At 32.0% G+C, this 25,403-nt stretch carries 24 protein-coding genes and 1 tRNA gene; 17 read left to right on the top strand and 8 right to left on the bottom strand.

The window, feature by feature from the left end:
* Positions 1-3: 3 nt before the first annotated feature.
* The 5 genes from RRF68_RS11130 to mraZ are packed head-to-tail and all read right to left on the bottom strand — an operon-like array spanning position 4 to position 5,169.
* Positions 4-1,470: a UDP-N-acetylmuramoyl-L-alanyl-D-glutamate--2,6-diaminopimelate ligase gene (locus tag RRF68_RS11130; RefSeq protein ID WP_315944389.1), complete on the bottom strand. Its 1,467-nt coding sequence runs from the start codon at positions 1,468-1,470 to the stop codon at positions 4-6.
* Positions 1,471-3,483: a penicillin-binding protein gene (locus RRF68_RS11125; RefSeq protein ID WP_315944388.1), complete on the bottom strand. Its 2,013-nt coding sequence runs from the start codon at positions 3,481-3,483 to the stop codon at positions 1,471-1,473. It abuts the gene before it with no gap.
* Positions 3,484-3,489: 6 nt separating this feature from the next.
* Positions 3,490-3,819, bottom strand: coding sequence for an FtsL-like putative cell division protein (locus RRF68_RS11120; RefSeq protein ID WP_218772191.1), 330 nt, complete (start codon positions 3,817-3,819; stop codon positions 3,490-3,492).
* The gene (gene rsmH / locus RRF68_RS11115; protein ID WP_315944387.1) at positions 3,819-4,715 is read right to left on the bottom strand and encodes a 16S rRNA (cytosine(1402)-N(4))-methyltransferase RsmH; all 897 of its coding nucleotides are present in this window, start codon (positions 4,713-4,715) and stop codon (positions 3,819-3,821) included. The genes RRF68_RS11120 and rsmH overlap by 1 nt, the downstream gene beginning before the upstream one ends.
* Positions 4,702-5,169 carry a division/cell wall cluster transcriptional repressor MraZ gene (gene mraZ / locus RRF68_RS11110; RefSeq protein ID WP_275315486.1) on the bottom strand — a complete coding sequence of 156 codons (468 nt, stop codon included), beginning with the start codon at positions 5,167-5,169 and terminating at the stop codon, positions 4,702-4,704. Before mraZ ends, rsmH begins: the two co-directional genes overlap by 14 nt.
* Before the next feature lie 203 nt (positions 5,170-5,372).
* On the opposite strand from mraZ, the gene RRF68_RS11105 reads away from it, so the two are divergent.
* The 7 genes from RRF68_RS11105 (at position 5,373) to RRF68_RS11075 (ending at position 10,990) form a co-directional block, all read left to right on the top strand.
* On the top strand, positions 5,373-6,137 hold the full coding sequence (locus RRF68_RS11105; protein ID WP_218772188.1) for an alpha/beta fold hydrolase: 765 nt from the start codon (positions 5,373-5,375) through the stop codon (positions 6,135-6,137).
* A gap of 18 nt (positions 6,138-6,155) precedes the next feature.
* Entirely contained in the window at positions 6,156-6,767 is a 612-nt protein-coding gene (yihA, locus tag RRF68_RS11100; protein ID WP_275315485.1) for a ribosome biogenesis GTP-binding protein YihA/YsxC, read from the top strand.
* A 33-nt stretch (positions 6,768-6,800) separates the two neighbouring features.
* Positions 6,801-7,487 (top strand): RluA family pseudouridine synthase, encoded by a 687-nt coding sequence (locus RRF68_RS11095; RefSeq protein ID WP_275315484.1) that lies wholly within the window; start codon positions 6,801-6,803, stop codon positions 7,485-7,487.
* 26 nt (positions 7,488-7,513) lie between these two features.
* Entirely contained in the window at positions 7,514-8,545 is a 1,032-nt protein-coding gene (locus RRF68_RS11090; RefSeq protein ID WP_315944386.1) for an alkane 1-monooxygenase, read from the top strand.
* 4 nt (positions 8,546-8,549) lie between these two features.
* A complete protein-coding gene (locus tag RRF68_RS11085) occupies positions 8,550-9,923 on the top strand; it encodes an aldehyde dehydrogenase (RefSeq protein WP_315944385.1) in 1,374 nt (457 codons plus the stop codon).
* A gap of 35 nt (positions 9,924-9,958) precedes the next feature.
* Positions 9,959-10,693 (top strand): nitroreductase family protein, encoded by a 735-nt coding sequence (locus RRF68_RS11080; RefSeq protein ID WP_315944384.1) that lies wholly within the window; start codon positions 9,959-9,961, stop codon positions 10,691-10,693.
* A gap of 84 nt (positions 10,694-10,777) precedes the next feature.
* On the top strand, positions 10,778-10,990 hold the full coding sequence (locus tag RRF68_RS11075; RefSeq protein ID WP_315944383.1) for a hypothetical protein: 213 nt from the start codon (positions 10,778-10,780) through the stop codon (positions 10,988-10,990).
* Between the two features lie 48 nt (positions 10,991-11,038).
* On the opposite strand, the gene RRF68_RS11070 is transcribed toward RRF68_RS11075, so the two are convergent.
* Complete coding sequence (locus RRF68_RS11070) at positions 11,039-13,420, bottom strand: penicillin acylase family protein (protein WP_315944382.1); 2,382 nt, start codon at positions 13,418-13,420, stop codon at positions 11,039-11,041.
* 70 nt (positions 13,421-13,490) lie between these two features.
* Here RRF68_RS11070 and RRF68_RS11065 point away from each other — a divergent pair, with 70 nt between their 5' ends.
* Entirely contained in the window at positions 13,491-14,642 is a 1,152-nt protein-coding gene (locus tag RRF68_RS11065) for a DegT/DnrJ/EryC1/StrS family aminotransferase (RefSeq protein WP_218772180.1), read from the top strand.
* Between the two features lie 6 nt (positions 14,643-14,648).
* Positions 14,649-15,059 carry an MFS transporter gene (locus RRF68_RS11060; protein ID WP_218772179.1) on the top strand — a complete coding sequence of 137 codons (411 nt, stop codon included), beginning with the start codon at positions 14,649-14,651 and terminating at the stop codon, positions 15,057-15,059.
* Positions 15,060-15,119: 60 nt separating this feature from the next.
* Here the strand turns inward: RRF68_RS11060 and fabD are convergent, their stop codons facing one another.
* Positions 15,120-16,007 (bottom strand): ACP S-malonyltransferase, encoded by an 888-nt coding sequence (gene fabD, locus RRF68_RS11055; RefSeq protein WP_218772178.1) that lies wholly within the window; start codon positions 16,005-16,007, stop codon positions 15,120-15,122.
* 130 nt (positions 16,008-16,137) lie between these two features.
* Here fabD and RRF68_RS11050 point away from each other — a divergent pair, with 130 nt between their 5' ends.
* The 5 genes from RRF68_RS11050 (at position 16,138) to RRF68_RS11030 (ending at position 20,617) form a co-directional block, all read left to right on the top strand.
* A complete protein-coding gene (locus RRF68_RS11050; RefSeq protein WP_218772177.1) occupies positions 16,138-16,833 on the top strand; it encodes a queuosine precursor transporter in 696 nt (231 codons plus the stop codon).
* An 8-nt stretch (positions 16,834-16,841) separates the two neighbouring features.
* On the top strand, positions 16,842-18,131 hold the full coding sequence (locus RRF68_RS11045; protein ID WP_218772176.1) for a mechanosensitive ion channel family protein: 1,290 nt from the start codon (positions 16,842-16,844) through the stop codon (positions 18,129-18,131).
* Positions 18,121-19,203 (top strand): ABC transporter permease, encoded by a 1,083-nt coding sequence (locus RRF68_RS11040; protein ID WP_315944381.1) that lies wholly within the window; start codon positions 18,121-18,123, stop codon positions 19,201-19,203. Before RRF68_RS11045 ends, RRF68_RS11040 begins: the two co-directional genes overlap by 11 nt.
* 170 nt (positions 19,204-19,373) lie before the next feature.
* Positions 19,374-19,817: an acyl-CoA thioesterase gene (locus RRF68_RS11035; RefSeq protein ID WP_218772174.1), complete on the top strand. Its 444-nt coding sequence runs from the start codon at positions 19,374-19,376 to the stop codon at positions 19,815-19,817.
* Positions 19,817-20,617 (top strand): DNA/RNA non-specific endonuclease, encoded by an 801-nt coding sequence (locus RRF68_RS11030; RefSeq protein ID WP_315944380.1) that lies wholly within the window; start codon positions 19,817-19,819, stop codon positions 20,615-20,617. The genes RRF68_RS11035 and RRF68_RS11030 overlap by 1 nt, the downstream gene beginning before the upstream one ends.
* Before the next feature lie 62 nt (positions 20,618-20,679).
* On the opposite strand, the gene RRF68_RS11025 is transcribed toward RRF68_RS11030, so the two are convergent.
* Positions 20,680-20,761 (bottom strand) — tRNA-Leu (locus RRF68_RS11025).
* A gap of 101 nt (positions 20,762-20,862) precedes the next feature.
* On the opposite strand from RRF68_RS11025, the gene RRF68_RS11020 reads away from it, so the two are divergent.
* From RRF68_RS11020 to RRF68_RS11010, 3 genes are all read left to right on the top strand, one after another.
* Positions 20,863-22,251: a dipeptidase gene (locus RRF68_RS11020; RefSeq protein ID WP_315944379.1), complete on the top strand. Its 1,389-nt coding sequence runs from the start codon at positions 20,863-20,865 to the stop codon at positions 22,249-22,251.
* A gap of 461 nt (positions 22,252-22,712) precedes the next feature.
* Complete coding sequence (locus RRF68_RS11015) at positions 22,713-23,081, top strand: BlaI/MecI/CopY family transcriptional regulator (RefSeq protein WP_218772171.1); 369 nt, start codon at positions 22,713-22,715, stop codon at positions 23,079-23,081.
* Positions 23,081-25,402 (top strand): M56 family metallopeptidase, encoded by a 2,322-nt coding sequence (locus tag RRF68_RS11010; RefSeq protein WP_315944378.1) that lies wholly within the window; start codon positions 23,081-23,083, stop codon positions 25,400-25,402. Before RRF68_RS11015 ends, RRF68_RS11010 begins: the two co-directional genes overlap by 1 nt.
* The last annotated feature ends 1 nt before the right edge of the window (position 25,403 follow it).

The raw sequence follows: 25,403 nt of genomic DNA, 5'->3' as shown, positions 1-25,403 counted from the left end.
GCTCTATGTGTTTTTTAGTTGATTGAAACAATTCTCTACTTCCTCTAAATCATCAAAATGATGTTTTACACCATTTATATCTTGATAATTTTCATGTCCTTTTCCAGCAATCAATATTATATCTCCTTTTACTGCCAATTTGCATGCTGTTTTAATTGCTTGCTTTCTATTTACAATCGACAATGTTTTTTTATAGTTTTCTGGAGACACTCCTGCTTCCATTTCATCAATAATCACCTGAGCATCTTCTGTTCTTGGATTATCTGAGGTAAAAATCGCCTGACCACTTAGTTGAGAAGCAATCAACGCCATTTTTGGTCGCTTTGTTTTATCCCTGTCACCTCCACAACCTATGACAGTAATTACCTTTTCGTTACCTGTACGGATATCATTTATAGTTTGTAACACATTTTTAAGTGCATCTGGTGTGTGCGCATAATCAACAACAGCAGTTACTCCGCCATCCGACACCGTATACTGAAAACGTCCATCTACACTTTCTAACTCACTTATAAGCCTTAAGATTTCTAATTTCTCTAAGCCTAATAAATCTGCAACTCCAAAAATTGCCAATAAATTAGAAGCGTTAAATTCACCGATTAACTTTGTCCAAACCTCAATATTATTAATCGTTAATAAACTTCCTGAAAAACTTTTTTCTAACACTTTAGCTTTAAAATCACCCAATGTTTTTAATGCATAGGTTTGCTTGTTTGCTTTGGTATTTTGCAGCATTATCTGCCCGTTCTTATCATCAATATTTACCAATGCAAATGCTGATTTTGGCAACGAATCAAAAAATGATTTTTTTACATCTCTGTACCCTGCAAATGTTTCATGATAATCTAAATGATCGTGTGATAAGTTTGTAAAAACCCCACCTACAAAGCTCAATCCTTCAGTTCTTTTTTGATGAATTCCGTGAGAACTAACTTCCATAAAGCAATACTCAACACCTGCATCAATCATTAACGATAAGTATTTATTTATCGCTAAAGAATTTGGTGTTGTATGTGTTGACTTATGCGTTTCATCAGCAACCATTATTTTAACTGTTGATAATAAACCAACTTTATAACCTGCTTTTTTAAATAACTGATATAATAAGGTAGCTATTGTTGTTTTTCCGTTTGTACCTGTAACACCTACCAATTGTAATTTACTTGACGGATTCTCATAAAAATTGGCAGCCATAATTGCTAATGCAATATTAGAATCATTAACCTCAACATAAGTTACCCCCTCTTTTTTATCCGCAGGAATACTTTCACAAACAACAACAGTGGCACCTAAGTTCAATGTTTTTTCTATAAACTGATGCCCATCAACAGTAACTCCTTTTTGCGCGACAAACAAGTCGTTTTTTTGCACCAATCGGCTATCAAACTGAATATTGTTGATTGCAACATCAGTATCTCCATAAATTTTATTTACAGCTACTTTATATAATATGTCTTTTAACTTTCTCAATTATGATAACTTTAAATAAACAGTTGCTCCTTTTGATACTTTTAGCCCATTATCTATAGATTGCTCTGTTACTTTTCCCATTCCTGAGAACCTAACCTTCAATCCCATGTTTTCTAATAAAGCAACCGCATCCATTCCACTCATACCTAAAACCCTAGGCATAATTGTTTTATATTTTCTTAATTTCTTATAATAATCCTGGTATTCATTATCAATACTTGTTGATGAAATCTCATCAGATACTAATTGATTATTTACAGGAGTTGTTGTGTATATTTTCTGTGCGATATCCTTAAAAACAGGAGCAGCAACTATAGCTCCGTAATATCCTTTTTCCTTCTTCGGACTATGAACAACTACGATACATGAATATTTAGGCTCATCAGCAGGGAAAAAACCAGCAAAAGATGCTACGTATTTTTTACTAGAATAATGACCATAAACAGTTTTACCATTTTCATCCTTGTACTTAGGAATCCATTTTTTTGCCGTCCCTGTTTTACCTGCCATAGAAAAATTTGAAGAATACACATTCATTGCCGTACCTTTTTCTACAACATTTTCCATAACTTTTCTCACCTTATTCAGGGTCGTTTGAGAGGCTATTTTTTCTTTTAAAACCTGAGTACCAAAACTTTTCTCCGTTTTCCCACCAACTCTTAACTCTTTAACAAAGTAAGGCTTTACCAGTTTTCCGTTATTAGCAACAGCGTTATAAAAAGCCAATGTTTGTAATGGTGTAAGAGAAACTCCATACCCCCAAGCCATCCATTCTAATGAAATCGGACTCCAGCTTTTTTCTGAAGAATTCGGAATGTACGGTTTACCTTCTCCTTTTATTTTAACACCAGTTAACTGGTCTAAACCAAAAGACTTAATCCGTTTTGTAAACTTCTCAGGGTTTTTATCGTAATGTTTTTTAATTGTTTTTACAATACCAACATTAGAGGAAACCTCAAAAACACGCGCTAATGATATTTTACCATACCCACCTCTTTTACTATCCTCTACCTTTCTGTTGTTAATATAAATTCTACCTTTTTCGCAATCAACTACATCCGAAGTATCAGCAACTTTATCTTCTAAGGCAGCCATTAAACTTGCTAGTTTAAATGTAGAACCAGGCTCGTGGCTTTCCCAAACTGCGTAATTTCTTTTTTCGTAGTATTTTCCTTTAGACGTTCTTCCTAAATTCGAAATTGCTTTTATCTCACCCGTTGCTACTTCCATCACCACTGCACAACCATGATCTGCTTCAAAATACTCTAATTGACTAAGCAATGCATGATGCGTTATATCTTGAATATTTACATCGATTGTTGTTATTACATCACTACCATCTATTGGTTCTTTTTCATTTACATCATTAATAGGTCTCCATTGCCCTTTTGCAATCTTTTGTTTCAAACGCCAACCATTTTCTCCCTGCATATAATCAGCAAAAGCACCCTCTATTCCTGCTCCACCTCTTTTATTATCATAGCCAATAGTTCTTTCTGCTATTTTACCTATCGGATGTACTCTTACCGTGCTTTGCTCTGCAATAAAACCACCTCTATAAATTCCCTCTTTAAAAATCGGGAACTTTCTCATTCTTACATAATCGTTGTACCCCACATTACGAGCGATTAATAAATAACGGTTCTGTTGTTTTTTTGCTTGTCTTATTTTTTTCTGATAGTAACTTGTAGATTTACCTAACATCGCCGACAATGATTCCGACAACCCTCGAATGTTCTTCTCAAACACTTCGGATTTTACAGCAACAACATCCATACGAATTGTATATTTTGACATTGAAGTCGCCAATAAATTTCCATCCGCAGCATATACATTACCTCGGTTTGCAAATATAGTGTCGTTTTTTACTGTTTTTTCTTGAGATAGCTTTCTATACTTATCACCATCTACATACTGAAGATTAAATACTCTAAAAACAATAACCACAAAGAAAAGCGTCATTAAAACAACTACCACATAGAGTTTGTTTAATATCCCTTTCTTTTCTACCATGCTTATTTATTCTTTTTTAGTTGTTACTTTTATTTTCTGAGGAGGTTTCTCAGCCGGAAACAATCCTTTTTCTTTTACTCTTTTCCGAATACTACTTTCTAACTTCATCCTTGTTAACTCGGTACTCGTATCAAAATCTTCTGCTCGCAATTCTCTTTTCAGCTTATTTAGCTCCGCAATCTTCACCACTTTCGCATCTAAACTATGAGAACTCGATATCATGATTAATAATAACACTACTACAAAAATTAATATCCGCCAATTATTAAAAGAACTATCATCCGTTAAAAAGCGCCCTCGCAAAACATCGTAAATACCTTCTCTTACCTTAGACATTATTTAAGTGTTGCTGCTCTTAATTTTGCACTCCTGGCCCTATTATTCACTTTCACTTCCTCTCTAGCTGGTATAATCATTTTACCAACCTTCTTTAAAGGAACACTAATGTTTCCGTAAAAATCTTTTTCTGGCTCACCACTAAACAACCCTGTTCTTATAAATCGCTTTACCAACCTATCTTCTAACGAATGATAAGAAATAACACTTAATCGCCCATCTTCCTTTAACAAATCTGGCATTTGCTGTAAGAATTCTTTTAAAACCTCAAGTTCCTGATTCACCTCTATTCTTACTGCCTGAAAAATTTGCGCTAATATCTTATGCTCTTTAGCCTGCGGCAAAAACTCTTTTAAAACTTCTTTTAACTGAAAACTTGTAGCAATTTCTTCTTCTTGTCTTGCCTCCACAATCTTCTTAGCCAGTGTTCGTGCATTTCTTAACTCTCCATACAAAAACAACACATCCGCTAATCTTTCTTCACTGTATTTATTGATAATTTTTTTTGCTGATAAATCCGATTTCTGATCCATCCTCATATCTAAATCAGCATCAAATCTTGTAGAAAAACCTCTTTCTGCCTCATCAAATTGATGAGAAGAAACTCCTAAATCAGCCAAAACACCATCTACCTTACGAATTCCGTAAAAACGAAGAAATCTCGATATAAATCGAAAATTCTCTCCAATAAGCACAAAGCGCTCATCATTAATTGCATTTTGCTGCGCATCTGGATCCTGATCAAAAGCAAACAACTTTCCGCTCTTACCCAATCTACTTAATATCTCTCTTGAATGACCTCCGCCACCAAAAGTAACATCAACATACACCCCATCCTCTTTAATATTAAGCGCATCTACACTTTCTTTCAATAAAACTGGACTATGATAATTCATCTACATCTGTATTTCCCATTACCTCTTCCGCTAAATCAGCAAAATCAACAACAGCATCATCTATTACTTTCTCGTACTTATCTTTATCCCAGATCTCAATAATATTTACAGCAGAAGAAAGCACAACTTGCTTTCCTATACCCGCAAACTGACAGAGATCTTTTGGCACCAAAATCCTACCCGAAGCATCTACATCAACAGTTTTCACACCCGCCGTAAACCTTCTAATAAAATCATTATTCTTCTTTACAAATCGATTTAATTTATTAATCTTTTGCATCATTAAATCCCACTCCTTCATCGGATACAACTCCAAACAAGGCTGAAAAACAGAACGCTTAACCACAAAACCATCTTGCAACACAGCAGACAATTGCTTCTTGAAAGCCGATGACATCATCAACCTTCCTTTAGCATCTACTTTACACTCGTATGTTCCAATTAAATTCACCACGTTACACGCTCATAGTTTGCATCAAAAATAAAGAATTTTTACCACTTTTTACCACTTTTTACCACTTTGTTGATAAGTTTTGAGTTTTAAGCTAAAAAACTGACAGTAAGAGTAGTTAACTTCGCTAATGAGTATGAAATAATAAAAGTGAAATTTTAACAAAAAAGGACTACATTTGTGGTTAAGTCAAACCTATAATATCAATGACTGATTTTTTAAAAAAAGAAGGCGATTTTACATATGCAGAGGCAGGTGAAGGAAGAGCATTAATCGTATTACACGGATTAATGGGGGCTCTTAGTAACTTTGACGAGACTTTTAAACATTTCTCTAAAAAAGGATATCGAGTTTTAATTCCCGAATTACCTTTATACACCTTACCATTACTTAAAACAAATGTAAAACAACTAGCTAGTTACTTACATGATTTTATTGAGTACAAAGAACTTAAAGACGTTGTTCTTTTAGGAAATTCTTTAGGTGGTCATATTGCTTTATATTACACTAAGCATTACCCAAAAGATGTTGGCGCACTGGTTTTAACCGGTAGTTCTGGCTTATATGAAAAATCTATGGGAGATAGTTATCCTAAAAGAGGTAATTATGAGTATATCGAAACAAAAGCTCAGGAAGTTTTTTACGACCCAAAAATAGCTACAAAAGAATTAGTTGATGATATATACAGTATTGTAAATGATAGAGTTAAAGCTTTAAAAACACTTTCTATCGCCAAAAGTGCCATTCGTCATAACATGGCAAATGACTTGCCAAACATGCAACAACCAACATGTCTTATCTGGGGAAAACAAGATGGCGTAACTCCGCCAGAAGTAGCCAATGATTTCCATAAATTATTACCAGATTCTGATTTGTTTTGGATAGACAAATGCGGGCATGCAGCAATGATGGAAACGCCAACAGAATTTAATGAAATTTTAGAAAGCTGGCTTTCTAAACGAAATATATAATAGTATAACTTAGTATTTATGAAAATAAAATCTGCCGATTTTGTGATGAGTAACAGTAATGTTATGAAAGCTCCTAAAGACAGAATACCTGAGTATGCTTTTATAGGACGCTCTAATGTTGGTAAATCTTCATTAATCAACATGTTGATGGAACGTAAAAGTTTAGCTAAAACATCTGGTAAACCCGGTAAAACACAACTTATCAATCACTTTAAAATAAATGAAGAGTGGTTTTTAGTCGATTTACCTGGTTACGGTTACGCTCAAATTTCTAAAAAGAAAAGAACTATTTTTCAGTTTTTCATTGAAAACTATTTCAAAGAAAGAGAACAACTAGTTTTTACATTTGTTTTGATAGATTCTCGTCATGATCCTCAAAAAATAGATTTAGAGTTTATGCAGTTTCTAGGAGAAAACCAAATTCCGTTTGGAATCGTTTTTACAAAAGCTGATAAATTAGGGAGTTCTAAAATAAATCAACAAATTGCTTCTTATAAAAAGAAACTATTAAAACATTGGGAAATTCTTCCAACCTCATTTATTACCTCATCTGAAACAGGTGTAGGACGTGATGAATTCTTAAAATTCATTGACGATACTAATGAAGCTATAGCTAAAGACTTTAAATAATTTCTCGACCAAGCTCGAAGTGATACTTTAAAAATGCATTCTAACAAAGACAATTTACAAGTTTTACATGAAGATAATCACCTCGTGGTTATTAACAAAAGAGCAGGTGACATTGTTCAGGGTGATAAAACAGGAGACAAACCACTTTCAGACGTTGTTAAAGAATACATTAAAGATAAATACAATAAGCCTGGCGCTGTTTATTTAGGAACCGTTCATCGTTTAGACAGGCCAACATCTGGCGTTGTAATTTATGCACGTACCTCAAAAGCTTTAGAGCGTTTAAATAAAATGCTTCGCGAAAAAACCATCAAAAAAACATATTGGGCTGTTGTAAAAAACGAACCTAAGAAAAGCGAAGGCACTCTTATTAATTTTTTAAAGAAAAACCCTAAAAACAATAAGTCTACTGCCTATCCTAAAGAAATTGACGGTAGTAAAAAAGCGATTCTTCATTATAAAATTCTTAAAAAACTAGACAATTATTCTTTACTTGAAATTGACTTAGAAACCGGTCGTCATCATCAAATTCGTGTACAATTATCAAATATCGGTGCTACTATTAAAGGCGATTTAAAGTACGGTGCAAAAAGAAGCAATAAAGATGGTAGTATTCATTTACATGCTCGTAAAATTGAGTTTATTCATCCTGTAAGTAAAGAGCTAATAAGAATTACCGCTCCAACCCCAAAAGAAGCTATTTGGGATGCTTGTTTGTAAGTTGTATCTTTAGGGAAATTTCAAGTATGAAACCCCTTAAATATTTATCAATAGTTATTTTACCAATTACGGTATTTTTAGCTTTTACCAATAAAGGATGGATTACATTCTTACCTATACTAACTTTTTTTGTTGCAGTTCCTTTTGCCGAACTTTTTTTTAAAACAGATAAAAAAAACCTAAACAAAGAAGAAGCGCTAATTGAAAAAGAGAATAAATTATATACACTAATTTTATACGCTACAATACCTATTCAACTACTATTTGTTGGATGGTTTTTTTATGTTATTCAAGAAATTAACCTAACAACTACAGAAATTACAGGTCGTATTCTTGCCTTAGGAGTTATGTGCGGAGTTATAGGTATAAATGTTGGTCATGAATTAGGCCATCGCAATAATCGCTTTGATGAATTTTTAGGAGAACTCTTATTATTAACGTCTTTAAATACACATTTTTTACCTTATCATAATGCTGGGCATCACTTAAATGTAGCTACACCTAAAGACGCTGCAACTGCCAGAAAAAATGAAGTTTTATATTTATTTTGGATACGCTCACACATTACAAGTTATTACCAAGCTTGGCAAAGCGAAAATAAACGTTTAAAAAGCACAGGTAGAAATTGGTTTCATTACCAAAACAGAATGGTTATTTATACTGTTTGCAACCTATTATTTCTCGGATTAATCTATTTTTCCTTTACTCCGTTTGTACTATTCGCTTTTATAGGAGCTGCTGTTTTCGGAATAATATTACTAGAAACAATAAATTATATTGAACATTATGGTTTATTAAGAAAGCAACTTGAAAACGGAAGATATGAGCGCGTAAAAAGAATACATTCTTGGAACTCTGATCATGTAATCGGGCAAGTATTATTATTTAATTTATCACGTCATTCAGACCATCATTATAACGGATCTAAACATTATCAATTATTAAAAACAGTTCCTGAAAGTCCGCAAATGCCAACCGGTTATCCTGGTATGATGCTACTTTCTTTGATTCCGCCTTTATGGTTTTTAGTAATGAATAAAAAACTACAAGAAATTTAATTTTATGGATATATCACAATTGGTTAAATCCCAAAAAAACTTTTTTAAAACGCAACAAACTAAAGACATTTCCTTTAGAAAAAATGCCTTAAAAAAACTACAGAAAGAACTTATCAGAAGAGAAAAAGACATCGTTGAGGCACTTTATAATGATTTTAAAAAATCGGAATATGAAGCTTTAATGACAGAAACATCTATTGTTTTAGCCGAGCTAAAAATGACTATTAAAAACATTCATTCTTGGAGCAAGCCAAAACGTGTTTTACCGTCTTTATTAAATTTTCCTTCTTCTGCTAAAATTCATAGCGAACCTTACGGAACAATATTAATTATTGCACCCTGGAATTACCCTTATCAATTAGCTTTCGCACCTCTTTTAGGAGCAATTGCTGCAGGAAATAATGTGGTCTTAAAACCATCTGAATTAACACCTCACACAAGCAAAGTAACCAAAGAAATTATTGAAGCTGTTTTTAATAAAAACCATGTTGCAGTAGTAGAAGGCGGTGTTGCTGTTTCTCAAGAATTATTAGCACAACGTTGGGATTATATATTTTTTACAGGAAGTGTACCCGTAGGTAAAATTGTAGCTAAAGCTGCCGCAGAATATCTTACGCCTGTTACATTAGAGTTAGGAGGAAAAAGCCCTTGTATTGTAGATGAAACCGCTAATATAAAATTGGCCGCTAAACGTTTAGTTTGGGGTAAATTTATTAACGGTGGACAAACTTGTATTGCTCCTGATTATTTATTGATTCATACTTCAGTAAAAGAAGAATTTATAAATCATTTTAAAAAGGAAATCATAAACGCTTATGGTGAAAACCCCGAAGCTTCTAAAGATTATCCGCGTATTGTAAATACCCGTAATTTCGACAGACTTGCCGCACTTTTACAAGGTGAAAAAATTGCTATTGGAGGACAAATAAATAGAGATGATAACTATATCGCTCCTACTGTTATTGATGAACCTAGTTTAGACAGTGAAGTTATGAAAGGTGAAATATTCGGACCAATATTTCCTTTAATTTCATACGAAACAGAAGAAGAATTCGACGCTATTATTGCTAAATACGACAAACCTTTAGCTTTATATGTTTTTACAACACGAAACCGTTTCGCTAAAAAAATAATTACTAAATATTCTTTCGGTGGCGGAACAATTAACGATACCACTGTTCACTTTGCAAACCATCGCTTACCTTTCGGAGGTGTTGGTGAAAGTGGAATTGGAGGCTATCATGGTAAAAAAACATTTGATACTTTCTCTCATAAAAAGGGTGTAGTTACAAGAGGTAACTGGTTGGATGTTCCTACGCGTTATGCACCTTACAAAGGAAAGTTAAAACAACTAAAATTCTTAATGAAGATAAGTTAATTACCCGCTATTAAAAATAAGAAATAACATAAAAGATGACAGAAAAAACAGTTTCAGCGGCAATTAATTATCGTCGCTCTGTAAGAATATTTGATGCAGAAAGAGCTATTGACACCAATATCGTAAAAAAATGTATTGAGCAAGCAAGTTTAGCTCCAACAAGTAGTAATATGCAATTGTGGGAATTTTATCATATTACGTCTAAAGAAACTATTGCTAAAATTGCACCGTTGTGTTTTAACCAAAACGCTGCAAAAACCGCGCAACAATTAGTTGTTTTTGTTACTCGAAAAGATTTATGGCGTAAACGCGCAAAAGCAAATTTAGCCTTTATGGATAAAACTTTTGGAAAAGATAATCCGAAGGAAGCACAAAGCAGTAGAGAAAAAGTAGCTAGAAATTATTACGGAAAAGTGATTCCGTTTATCTATTTCGATTTTTTAGGGATTTTTGGTTGGTTAAAATACTTGGTAACATTAATTACGGGCTTGTTTAGACCAACATATCGTGAGGTTCGTAATAGTGATATGCGAATAGTAGCACAAAAAACTACAGGATTAGCAGCACAAAATTTTATGATATCTATGGCTGCTGAAGGTTATGACACTTGCCCGATGGAAGGCTCTGATACTTGGCGTGTAAAGCGGTTATTAAAATTACCTAGAGGCGCGAAAATTAACATGATTGTTAGTTGTGGTATTAGAACAGATAAAGGAGTATATGGTGAGCGTTTTAGAATTCCTTTTAATGATGTTTATAAAGAAATTTAATAAATGACTCGCAAAAAAATCACTCTCATTTTCATAGGAATCAGTATTGTAATGGTTGTAATCCTTATCACATCATATAAAGTTGTGACCAAGTTTAATAATATAAATCAAAATAAAGGTGAAGATATTATTGAGAAACACCAAGAGTGGATGCATCAAATAATTACGCTATCAGATACAATCCCTATTAAAACAAAAAACCATAGAGATTCTATAATAAAAGCTGAGTTAAAGTTTTTAAAAACAAACGACAGCTTACTTAAATTAAATAAAAAAAGAGAAACTGTAAAAAATTAGCAGTTTCTCTTTTGTATGTATTTTGTTTAGTTTTAATTGAAACAATTGTTAATCCTTCGGAGAAAAAATCAATTTATTTTCACTCTCTTTAATGCTCGACTGATTCAATTTCATCTTCACAAACTCACCGTTTAAATATTTTTTAGCTTGATCTTTATAGTGCGTACTAAATACATTACCCGATTGCCCTGTTGGTAAAATAGCAATACTGTTTTCTACATCAGAAAAATCTACAATTCTTCGTGTAGAAGGTCCTGCTTTTATGTTATAAACACCTGTACTATCAATTGTATAAATCTGATTGTTAATTACCTGATCGCCTCCATTTGTTTCAAAAGGACCTACATTAAAAAACCTACGCAATAACCCACCTGCTTTTCCTATTGGGTGCTCATACTCTACCGAAGTTACTCTTTTCCAATGCCAACCTTCAACGTTTTCACCTAATTGTTTTTGTAAAAAAGCAACCGTATTCTGAAAAGACTTTGTTACTATGGCTTCTTTATCTTCTATCTTTTTGGTAGTAATATCGTCCCACCAAACAGATTGCTCTTTCTTTACCTGACTCGCTACTGCTTTTTCCTCTAAAGGTGTATTTGCAAACTGCTTAAAAGCCGCACCCATTTCATCTTTATAAGTATTTTTAACAAACTCATACCACAAACGAGTGTAAATAACAGGAGCTATTTCTTCTTTTCCATAATAGCCTTTCCAATTTTTTAGAATATGAAATGCCTTTTTCTCACTTGGCGTAAGCTGAGATCTATTTACACTTCTACTTAAATACATAATAATTTCTGGCACTACTGGCGAGGTAACATCATAAATCATTTCACCAACATCTTCTTTTGTCCAATCGTTTTTAGGAGCTAACAAATCAACAATTCTTCGTGCTCTATCTTCTGATAAATAATACCCTGGATATAGCATTCCTACAATAGAATCTGGCTGATTATTTGCTGAATACACATAATTTAAACTCGGGTTTATCGCTTGAGGATTTTCCTTAAAATCTAACCACTCTTTAATTTCATCTTTTCCTGAAGCTCCGTTTAAAATCAGTTTTGTGTTTAAACTATCTCTATACTTGTATAATTTACCAGAAGCAAACCAAGCAATATTGTCTTTGGCATCTCCATACATTATATTTAAACCAGGAGCATGTAATTTACTCGCTCCGTTTTTAAACTCTTGCAACGATTTAGCGTGCGACATTTCGTAAGAAACGCTTAATAATTGATTGTTTAATTTAGTATAAATCCACTGCATTGCAATTGGTCGCTCATCATCAATAAAATCAATTAAACCATTCATTACAGGTCCGTGCTTACTTACTTTTACTTGAAAAGTAGTATCAGCATCACCTTTAACTTTTATTTTTTTATCAATTAATTTATATTTCTCATATCCAAACGGAGTTTTATATTCCATCGGATTATTAGGATTGTTTTCCTCGTAATAAAAATCAACATCATCGTTTTCAAACATTGTTAATCCATAAGCATAATCACGATTATGACCTAATAAAGGAAATGGAGTTAACGCTAAATTGAATCCGTATATCTCATAATCTGGAGTTTTAATATGTGATTGATACCAAACAGAAGGTTGTGAGAACCCAATGTGTGGATCATTAGCAAAAATTACTTTTCCGCTTTTCGTTTTCTCAGGTCCTAAAACCCACGAATTACTTCCTATAAAAGGTGAAATTGGTAACTTGTCTAATAATGTATTCATTGCTTGTGCAAAACTGGCATTCAACTCAGGTTTTTTCTCACTTTTGATAAATGTAAGATTTTCATAATTTGCCCCGTTTAATTCTTTAAAATAAGCATCGCCTAGTTTTTCTTTTACTTCTGTTAGTAACGGATCTGTTTTATGAGCAACTGCAAAACTAAAAGCCATATAACCGAATACATTATACACATCTTTAATCGTATATTTTTCTTTTTCGAGACCTACTAAATAAAATTCTAACGGAGTGGCTCCTTCTTCTATAAACTGATTTATTCCGTTTAAATAAGCTTCTGTTAATTTATATGCTTCAGAATTTCTATCTAAATTATGAATCGTTTTATTCGCTGCTTCTTCAATTCCTAATCCAGAGAAAAAAGTATCAGTTTTAAGTAATTCTTTTCCAAAAACCTCAGCTAATCTTCCTGCTGCAATTCTTCTAATCAACTCCATTTGCCAAAGTCTATCTTGCGCATGTACATAACCTAAAGCTGTATAAGCATCTTGTTGATTTTTAGCTTCTATATGCGGCACACCAACCTCATCATAATGCACGGTAACTTTATCTGAAATGGCCGATAATTCTAACTCCCCGCTATAAGTAGGATGTAAAGTTTTAGAAAACAACCAAACGGCAGCGACTACTAAAATTAATAATATCAATATAATTTTAAAAAGCTTTTTAAATAACTTCATTTACTAAGGTTTTTCTTCAAAGATAACAGAAATTTAATTCGTATTTTTGAATTCTATAAAATCATGTTAAATGAAAAAAATTCAGATGGTTGACCTGCAAGGTCAATACGCAAAAATAAAACCACAAGTAAATAAGGCTTTCGAAAGTGTTTTAGACACCGCTTATTATATTGGTGGTCCTGAAGTTAAAGGCTTCGGAACTGATTTAGAAAAATACTTAGATGTAAAACATGTAATACCATGTGCTAACGGAACTGATGCATTGCAAATTGCAATGATGGGATTAGGTTTAGAGCAAGGTGATGAAGTTATTACTGCCGATTTTACTTTTGCCGCTACCGTAGAGGTAATTGCGTTGTTAAAATTAACGCCGGTTTTAGTAGATGTTGATGCTGATACTTTTAACATTAATATTGATGCTTTAAAAAAGGCTATTACTCCAAAGACCAAAGCTATCGTTCCTGTTCATTTATTCGGACAGTGTGCAAATATGGAAGCGGTTATGGAAATTGCCAAAGAGCATAACCTATTTGTTATTGAAGATAATGCTCAAGCAATTGGTGCTGATTATACATTTTCTGACGGAACAAAAAAGAAATCTGGAACTATTGGTAATGTAGGTACAACATCATTTTTTCCTTCTAAAAACTTAGGTTGTTATGGTGATGGTGGTGCAATTTTTACCAACGATGATGATTTAGCACATACTATTAGAGGAATTGTAAACCACGGAATGTACAAGCGTTATTACCACGATGTTGTTGGTGTAAATTCTCGTTTAGATAGTTTACAAGCTGCCGTTTTACAAATAAAACTACCTTTATTAGATAGTTTTTGTGATGCCCGTAGAAAAGCTGCTAGATATTATAATAATGCCTTTACTAATAATCCAAATATAATAACACCTTCTACAAGTTCTTGTGGTAACAATATATGCGACACTTGTAATTGCCATGTTTTTCATCAATATACTTTAAGAATTACGAATGGAAAACGTGATGAATTACACCAGTATTTATTAGATAATAATATTCCGAATGCAATTTATTATCCTGTTCCTTTACATGCTCAAAAAGCGTATAAAGATGAACGTTATAATGAAGATGATTTTACGGTTACCAATCAGTTAATTGATGAAGTAATTTCATTACCAATGCATACTGAGTTAGATGAAGAACAATTAGCTTTTATTACAGAAAAAATTAATGCTTTTGTTCAATAAACAACTATGAATCAAAAAATAAAAACACTTAAAATAATTCACCTCGCGTTAATAGCTGGAGTTACTTTAGCTTATTTTTTAATTGGTGATTTTAAAAATATCTTAAATTTAGAAATAGACAATGCTTCATTAATCTATTCTTTTATTCCTGCTGTTGCATACGTGCTTAGCAACTTTATATTTAAAAACACTTTAAATAAAATAAAAGAAGGTGATAGTGATGATGAAAAGTTTGCAATTTATCAAAGTGCCTCTATTTTTAAATGGGCCATTATAGAAGCTGCGTGTTTTATAATTCTATTACTAAAACCAGATTTTATTCTTTTTGGAGTTATTCTTTTATTTTATATGATTCTTTTAGCGCCTAAAGAAGATAAAATATATCAGCTTTTAAAAATTAAAAATCCTGAATTATAGATATTAAAAAAGCGAACTCAAAATTGAGTTCGCTTTTTTAATACTTTATAAATAATTTATCTAAGCGTCAATACTAGCTCCGCTAGCCGCTACACTTCTATCTATTTTACGCATAAGACCCTGTAATACTTTACCAGGACCTACCTCTACAAACTCAGTTCCTCCATCAGCAATCATTGCTTGGATACACTGTGTCCATTTTACCGGAGCTGTTAATTGCGCCATTAAATTTTCTTTTATTTCTGCAGGATTTGTAACTGCTTTTGCAACTACATTTTGATATACTGGACATGTTGGCTCACTAAAAACAGTTTCTTCAATTGCTTTTGCTAACTCTTCACGAGCAGGCTCCATCATTGGTGAATGAAATGCGCCTCCAACAGGTAAAACCAAAGCTCTACGTGCTCCTTTTTCAGTTAACACCTCACAAGCTTTTTCTATAGCTTCTACTTCTCCTGAAATTACCAACTGACCAGGACAATTATAATTTGCAGCAACTACAACTCCGTCAATCTCTGCACAAGTATCTTCAACTATTTTATCCTCTAAACCTAAAACAGCTGCCATAGTAGATGGCTTAATTTCACACGCTTTTTGCATAGCTAAAGCACGTTTAGAAACTAATGTTAATCCGTCTTCAAAAGATAACACTCCGTTTGCTACCAAAGCTGATAATTCTCCTAACGAATGACCCGCAACCATTTCTGGCTTAAAATCATCTCCTAGTACTTTTGCTAAAATTACCGAATGTAAAAATATTGCAGGTTGTGTTACTTTTGTTTCTTTTAATGCTTCTGGTGTACCCTCAAACATTACATCTGTAATACTAAAACCTAGTATATCGTTTGCCTTTTCAAAAAGTTCTTGAGCTAATGGAGATTTTTCATATAAATCTAATCCCATTCCCGTAAATTGCGCTCCTTGACCCGGAAAAATATATGCTTTCATCTGTTTTTCTCTAATTTGTTATTATTTTTTGATATAATCGATAAAAAAAATTATGTCGTTTAATTATCGTAAAATATAAGTTGCAAACATACACAATTTTAAAATCATTATTAATTAGTAATTTCGCTCTATGACTGAACATTTAAAAAATAAAGCGCAACTTATCTATTTAGTTTTAGCTGCATTATTTATTGCTTCTTTGGTTACTTCTAATTTAATTTTTCAGAAATTTTTTTATTGGGAACCATTTAATTTGTATCGCTTTGAAATTTCTGCAGGAATTTTACCGTACCCTATTACCTTTTTAATTACAGATATTTTATCTGAGATTTACGGAAAAAAGAAAGCCAATCAGGTTGTAATAGCCGGTATTTTTGCGTCGTTCTTTTCTATGTTAATTATTTTAGTTGCAGATAATGTTCCTGCAATTAACAGTTCTCCTATTAACAATAAAACCTTTTCTACTGTATTTGGTTTATCTCCACTTGCTGTATTAGCATCTATGCTTGCCTATTTATTTGCTCAGTTTATAGATATTCGTATTTTTCATTTTTGGAAAAAATTAACCAACGGAAAACATTTGTGGTTACGTAATAACTTCTCTACTTTTCTTTCTCAATTTATAGATACTTTTACCGTTGTTTTTTTATTATGCTCTTTTAAAATTCTTCCTTGGGATATTTTTACAAGTTTATTAATTAGCGGATTTTTATTTAAAGTTATTATAGCTGCTTTAGATACACCTATTTTATATCTAATTGTTTTTTGGTTTCGAAAAAAATTCAACTTAAAAGTTGGCCAAGAAATACCTACTTTTGATTCTTAAACTAAATTATGCCAGATAAATTTTTTTATAATCTTTTTAAAGAACAGTTATCACTTTCTGAAACATTAGCAACCTATTTAAACCTTATAGCAAACCTTATTGTTTTTCTTGTTTTAGGTTTTATTCTTTTTAGAGTAATTAGGTATGTTGGTAGAAAAGCTATTCATAAAATAGCTGATAAAACAGGCACTCAGTTAGATGATATGCTTATTAAAAATAGGGTGTTTTTAAATTTTTCTAGAAGTGTAATCTTAGTTGTTATCTTTAATTTCATAAAAGAACTTTTAGCAGATTTCCCCAATGTATTATCCGCTTCCGAGCGCATTCTTAGTATTGCTATTATATTTTCTGTTGTTTGGTTTTTAAAAAGTGTGCTTAACAGTATTAAAGACTTTTTAAGAACTATGGATGCTTTTAAAGACAAACCTTTAGATAGTTATGTGCAAATTTTTATGATTGCATTATGGCTTATAAGTATCATCTTATCTTTCTCTGTATTAACAGGAAAACCTCTTATTAAATTCTTAACTGCATTAGGAGCATTTTCTGCCGTATTATTACTTATTTTTAAAGACACTATTCTTGGTTTTGTTGCCAGTATTCAGGTTGCCGTAAATGACACTGTTAGGATTGGGGATTGGATTACTATGGATAAATACGGTGCCGATGGTGATGTTGTAGAGATTAACCTAACATCGGTTATTATTAGAAATTTTGACAATACCATTTCTAGTATCCCAACCTACTATTTAACTTCAGATTCTTTTAAAAACTGGAGAACAATGAGCAATTCTGGTGGAAGAAGAATTAAACGTGCTATATTGATTAAAATCAATAGTATTCGCTTTTTAACGGAATCGGACATTGAAAATTTCAAGAAAATTGCTTTAATTACTGATTATATCAATGAGGCAAGTGGTAAGGTAAATAATTACAACACCGAACATAACATTGATAAGACCGTTTTATTAAATGGTAGAAACTTAACCAATTTTGGTTCTTTTAGGGTATATTTAGATCATTACATTCAAAATCACCCACAAATAAATCAAGATATGCTATTAATGTCTCGTCAATTAGAACCAACTCCTAACGGAATTCCTTTAGAAATTTATGCTTTTAGTAAAGAAAAAGTATGGGAAGATTACGAACGTGTTATGGCTAATATTTTTGATCATATTTTAGCTTCTGTTAAATATTTCGATTTAGAAATTTTTCAAAATCCATCAAGTATTGATATACAAAATCTAAGAGACCTTTCGGTTACTAAACAAGAAAATACTGTACGTGAAAAATAATCTAAGCAACTCTTTATGGCAATTAGCAATCAAAAAATTTAAGCAAAGTAAAATTGGTGTTTTTAGCTTTTTGTTTATCGTTTTTTGTGGATTAACAGCTGTTTTTTGTTATGTGATTGCGCCAGATAATAGTAATTCTGCAAACCAGATGCATTTAGAAATTCACTCTAAGTCTCCAGGTTTTTCAGTATTGATGCTTAGCATTCCGTCCAAATCTAAACAAGAACAATCGTGGTTTTCTGTTTTTATGGATGGAAAGCAGCATTCACCTACCGAAATACCTATAAAATCATACGAGTTAACAGAGAATCAATTAGAAGTCTTAAAATATTCCGACGGTTTAGCTAAAACTTATCCGTTATCTTTATTCAAGAATCAACCTACAGCATATATTCAGCAAAAAACCTTTTGGTTTGGTACCGATAAATACGGACGCGATTTATTAAGCAGGTTATTAATCGGAGCAAGAATTTCTTTTTTTATCGGATTTATAGCCGTGTTTATTTCGTTGTTAATCGGAATTCCGGTTGGAGCAATCGCGGGTTATTTTGGTGGAAAGGTTGATACTTTTATTATGTGGATTATTAACATTACATGGTCTATACCTACGTTATTATTAGTAATCGCCATCACTTTAGCATTAGGAAAAGGTTTTTGGCAAGTGTTTATTGCCGTTGGTTTAACCATGTGGGTAGAAGTTGCTCGTGTGGTACGCGGACAAGTAATTACCACCAAACAACAACAATATGTTGAAGCTGCAAAAGCATTAGGATTTTCTGATTTCAGAATTATTTTTAAACATATATTACCAAATATTTTAGCGCCTATAATTGTAATATCGGCGGCTAATTTTGCTGCGGCAATTTTAATTGAAAGTGGTTTGAGTTTTTTAGGAATCGGTGCGCAACCTCCTACTCCATCTTGGGGAGCCATGATTAAAAATCATTATAACTATATTATTTTAGGAAAACCATTTTTAGCGTTAATTCCGGGATTGGCAATTATGAGTTTAGTTATGGCTTTTATGTTAATAGGAAATACACTTCGTGATGCTTTAGATGTAAAATCTTAATTTTAACACTTCATTAAAAGTTAATAACTGTATTTGCGTTAGGGATTGTAGCATTTGTTTGAGCTCTTTTGTGAGGCACGAACAAAAAGCGAGTGCGAAAAGCCCGACCCTCTTGGTAACGCTAAAAAAATGAAAATTTGTATCTTCGCTTTTCAAAAAAAAATACAAAAATGAGTTTTAGTGTAGATTTTAAAACAAGATGGTCAGATTTCGATGCCAATATACATATGCGACACACAGCATACAACGATTATGCTGCCGAAGTAAGATTGCGTTTTTTTAAAGAACATAATATTACTATACAGGATTTTACAAAAGAAAAAACAGGTCCGATTTTATTTGAGGAGAACACCAAATTTCTACGTGAGGTTCATATGGGAACCGATATTTCTGTAAATCTTAAAGTAATTGGGTTATCGAGTAAAGGAGAACGTTGGAAAATACAACATGAAGTTTTTAATGAAGCAGGGAAATTATCGGCAGTAATTACCGTGTACGGAGCTTGGTTAGATTTGGTAAAAAGAAAACTATCGGTGCCTCCAACCAAATTTCAAACAATATTTGATCAGGTAGAAAAAACGGATGATTTTAAAGAGATTCTGCTAAAAAGTTAATGAGTACTTCTAAAAAAATAAAATTAGTAGTTGCTATTATCGTTTTAATCGTTGGTTATTATTTAAAACCTCAAGAAAATACTATTGATTTTCCTGCGGATATAGTAATTGAAGATGTAAATGGTTTTAATTATTTACCAAGCTCAACAACAGGTGTAATTATAAAACACGATGGATATCAGTTATCTTATAATGAGGAACACGAACAAGCGGAATGGGTTGCGTATTCTTTAAGTAAAAACGATATTGTTTATAATGATTTTAAGCGTCCTTACTTTATTAATGACCCGAAAGTAAAGACAAAATCTGCCAATTGGAGGAGTTATAAAAAATCTGGATATGATAAAGGGCATTTATGCCCTGCTGCGGATAAACGTTATTCTAAAGAAGCTCATGACGAAACTTTTTACACCTCTAATATTACGCCACAGAAACACGATTTTAATGCTGGTATCTGGAACAAATTAGAGCAAAAAACACGGTACTGGGCTAAAAAGAACCAACATTTATATGTAATAACTGGTGGTATTTTAAAACCGAACTTAAAAACTATTGGAAAAAATAAAGTAAGTGTTCCTACTGAATTTTATAAGATACTCTTAGATTATTCACAGCCAGAAATAAAGGCTATTGCTTTTTTATTTCCTCATGAAGAAAGTAAAAAACCTTTATATGATTTTGTAGTTTCTATTGATACCTTAGAAGAAAAAACTGGAATCGATTTTTTTCCTGAATTACCAGATGCTATCGAAATAAAACTAGAAGCTTCTAGTAATTATAAAAACTGGAGTTTTAGGTAATTGAATGTAACTTTTTAAACAATAAAAAAGCTTCTCGTAAATGAGAAGCTTTTTTTAATCTGTACGGGCAAAGAGACTCGAACTCTCACACCTTGCGGCACTAGATCCTAAGTCTAGCGTGTCTACCAATTCCACCACACCCGCATACAAATTTAATTGTGGCTGCAAATATAAACAATACTTGTAAACTACAAAGGAGAAGCACAAAATTTTTATTATTTTTGATGCTTACTAAATTACAACACATGAAAAACGTACAAGATTATATTGTTCAACATAAAGATAGATTTATAAACGAGCTTATCGATTTATTAAAAATTCCTTCTGTAAGTGCAGATCCAGCCTTTAGCAAAGATGTATTAAACACTGCTGATGTTGTTAAAAACAGTTTAGAAAAAGCGGGATGTGATAAAGTAGAAATTTGCGAAACTCCTGGATATCCTATTATTTATGGTGAAAAAATAATTGACCCAAATTTACCAACCGTTTTGGTGTATGGTCATTATGATGTACAACCTGCGGATCCTATTGATTTATGGACTTCACCTCCTTTTGAGCCTGTAATTAAAAAAACAGACATTCACCCTGAAGGTGCAATTTTTGCGCGTGGTGCTTGTGATGATAAAGGGCAAATGTATATGCACGTAAAAGCAATGGAATACATGACAAGTACAGGAAACTTACCTTGTAATGTAAAATTCATGATTGAAGGTGAAGAAGAAGTAGGTTCTGAAAGTTTAGCTTGGTTTGTACCAAGAAACAAAGAAAAATTAGCCAACGATGTGATCTTAATTTCTGATACAGGAATGATCGCTAACGATATTCCTTCAATCACTACAGGTTTACGTGGTTTAAGTTATGTAGAAGTTGAAGTTACGGGTCCAAATCGCGATTTACACTCAGGTTTATATGGTGGTGCAGTAGCAAACCCAATCAATATTTTAACAAAAATGATTGCTTCATTACATGATGAAAATAACCATATTACTATTCCTGGTTTTTATGACAATGTAGAAGAATTATCTCGTGAAGAGCGTGCTGAAATGGCAAAAGCGCCTTTTTCTTTAGATAAATATAAAGATGCTTTAAAAATTGAAGATGTACATGGGGAAGCTGGTTACACAACCAACGAACGCAATTCTATTCGCCCTACTTTAGATGTAAACGGAATTTGGGGTGGTTATACCGGTGAAGGTGCAAAAACAGTAATTGCAAGTAAAGCGTACGCTAAAATATCAATGCGTTTAGTACCAAATCAAGAATGGAGAGCAATTACCGAATTGTTTAAAAATCATTTCGAAAGCATTGCACCGAAATCTGTAACCGTAAAAGTTACGCCGCATCACGGTGGCCAAGGTTATGTTACACCTATCGATAATATCGCTTATAAAGCAGCAAGCAAAGCGTATACCGAAACTTTTGGAAAAACACCTATTCCGCAACGTAGCGGAGGAAGTATTCCTATCGTAGCTTTATTTGAGCAAGAATTAAAAAGTAAAACTATTTTAATGGGATTCGGATTAGATTCGGATGCAATTCACTCACCAAACGAGCATTTTGGTATTTGGAATTACCTTAAAGGAATTGAAACAATTCCTTATTTTTATAAGTATTTTACTGAATTATCTAAGTAAATATCTCTTTGAGTGCAGTTGTAAAGTTTTAAAAGTTCTCGACTGCGCTCGAACAGACATTATCATCATAAATAAAATCCGTTCAGCAATGAGCGGATTTTTTTATGCTTGTCATTTCGAGTGATTTTATTGAAGTATGAAATAAAATTGTATCGAGAAATTGGGCGTTCCGTAATTATTTTGATAATAATTAAGGCAGGCTTTCAACTATATCTTTTTTCCTAGTAAATCTTAATGCCATTGCAAACAACATAAAGTAATTTCAAACCCCAATGAGATTACTTCGTCGTACCTCCTCGTAATGACGAATATTTAATAATCATAAAAAAGGATGCCGTTTCAATCCTTAACACAAACAGATTTATCAACTTTAAAACCAAAATCAATAAAAATATTTAAACTCTACATTTGTAGAATTAAATTATTTACTCTATGTTTGTAGAGCAAAAAAGAAGTGTACTATGCAATTATCAAAAACCGAAGAACAAGTGATGCAATTATTATGGAAGCTAGAAAAAGCTTTTATGAAAGATTTATTAGCGGAGTTTCCAGAACCTAAACCAGCAACAACAACGGTAGCTACTTTGTTAAAAAGAATGAATGATAAGGGTTTTATTGCCTATAATTTATTCGGAAAATCTAGAGAATATTATCCGTTAGTTAAAAAAACAGATTATTTCTCGAAACATGTAAACGGATTGATAAAAAATTTCTTTAACGATTCTGCTAGTCAGTTTGCTTCTTTCTTTACCAAAGAAACTGATTTATCTGTTTCTGAATTAGAAAGCTTAAAAAAAATTATCGATAGTCAAATTAAAAAGCAACAATAATGATTAGTTATTTCATAAAATCTGCAATTTGTTTAACGCTACTACTACTTTTTTATCATTTGGTGTTAGAGCGAGAAAAAATGCACAAATTCAATCGTTTTTATTTGTTAGGTAGTGTATTATTTTCATTTTTAGCGCCATTATTTATAATTTACACAGAAGCTTCTCCTTTACAAATTATAGAGACTATGAAAGCAACAACAGAACAACCTATTGTTTTTGAAACTGCAGAAGTCATTGAAACACCTGTTAATTATTTTAATTACTTCATATACTTCTCCATTTTTATATCGACAATTTTATTAATTCGGTTTATAAAAAATGTAGTTACTATTTATCAAAAAACTAGAGAAAACTGCACGATAAAACATCAAAAAGCAACGTTGGTTTTAGTTGATGATGAAATAAGTCCGCACACATTTTGGAATTATATTTTCATCAATAAAACTGCATATGATTCACAGAAAATTGAAGAAGAATTATTTACGCACGAACTTACACATGCTACACAAAAACACACTTTTGATGTATTGCTTATTGAAGTTTTAAAAATTGTTTTTTGGTTTAACCCTATTTTTTACTTCTTAAAAAAAACAATACAATTAAATCACGAGTTTTTAGCAGACACAAAAGTGATTTCTAATCATAAAAATATTTCTGAGTATCAACATTTATTATTGAATAAAACTGCTTGGAACAACGATTATTACTTGGCCAGTAATTTGAATTATTTATTAACGAAAAAAAGATTACTAATGATGACAAAACAAAGTTCACGAACCAAAGTCTTATTAAAAAAACTGGCTGTAATACCAGTTACAGTAGGATTCGTATTCTTGTTTGCTGAAAGAGTTGAAGCACAAGAAACAATTATCGAAGAAATTACAGAGGATGTTCCTTTAAAAGAAGGAAAACTATCTGATAGTGAAATTTACAAAAGTTATTTTTACAGAAATAGTTTTAACATTAAAAAAGATAAAAACGGAAACAAAGTTAAAAAACGATTTGATGAGTTAACAAAAAAAGAAAAAGCGCAACTACCTCCTCCACCTCCTTTAAAAACTAAAAAGAAAGTACCAAGTCAAAAATTAATTGAAGATTTAAAGAACAACAAAGAGTATGCAATTTGGATTGATGAAAAAGTGGTAAAAAACGAAATCCTTAATAATTACAAAGCTTCAGATTTCTCTAACTATTCTGTTAGTTTTGTGTACAAAAATGCACGCAGTAAACGTTTTCCTCAAGAACATCAGGCAAGCTTATATACTAAAAAATATTTTGATTATCAAAATAAGAAAAGAGAAAAAGCTTTTTTAAATTACTTAAAAAACGAGTATAAAATTGAAGAGATAACGATTAAAGAAGATCCAAAGAAAAAATATATAGATGCACCTATTAAAAGAGAATCTTCAAAACAAAGTATTGCTTCTGAATCAGTTTTAGATGATGTTAAGCTGAAATTAGAAAACGCTGATGCTCTTAAGTTAAGTATCCAAAATAAAGATACCATTTTACCGCCTCCACCACCAAGGCCTGCAAGTATAAAAGTAATTAAAAAAGGTGAAAAATCTAATATTCCACCGCCACTTGCTCCAATTGTAAAGAAAGGTGAGGTATCCAATATTCCTCCTCCGTCTCCTGCAATAAAAAAAGGTTGGGTAGTAAAAAACGACTTACAAATAATTAAAGATGAAAATTTTAAAAACATAACTTTTTATTTAAACGGAAAAATAATCGCCTATGAAAATTTAAATAAAATTCATCCAAAAGACATTAAAACTACCTCCGTTAAAAAAAACAAAGATGGGTCAGGAAAAATTTATATAACTACTAAAACAAATTCTGACTCTTTTAAAACAAATAAAGAAAACAACAAATCTAAAACTCTAACTTCATCCAAAGAAAAGGCAAAAAACAAATGGGTAGTTGGAAATGAAGTGCATATAATAGAAGATGTAAACTTAGAGAAATTAGCTGCTAAACCACAAGTAAAAACAAAAAACAACTGGGTAGTCGAAGACGAGGTACATATAGTAGAAGATGTAAATACTGAAACCGGCGACGTTTATAAGAGAAAAGACACAAAAGAAAAACCAACATCTAACAAGTCTACTGAATTTAAAAAACTAGATGAAACGTTTAAAAAAAATTATTTTATAGAAGATAAAAAAACATCTAAAAAAGATTTTTTTAATCATCTTAAAAATAATAAAGATTATCATTATGGTTCCGCTTATACTGGTAAAGAAAAAACTGCTATAAATTTGTATATCTCTAAAATTCAGGACAAAATTATAAAGTTAATGCAAAAAGGATATTAAA

This window comes from Tenacibaculum sp. HL-MS23 (genome assembly GCF_032463465.1).
GTDB classification, from domain to species: domain Bacteria; phylum Bacteroidota; class Bacteroidia; order Flavobacteriales; family Flavobacteriaceae; genus Polaribacter; species Polaribacter bernardetii.
The sequence above is the reverse complement of the archived record's forward strand: the minus strand, read 5'-3'. Positions and strand labels throughout refer to the sequence as shown.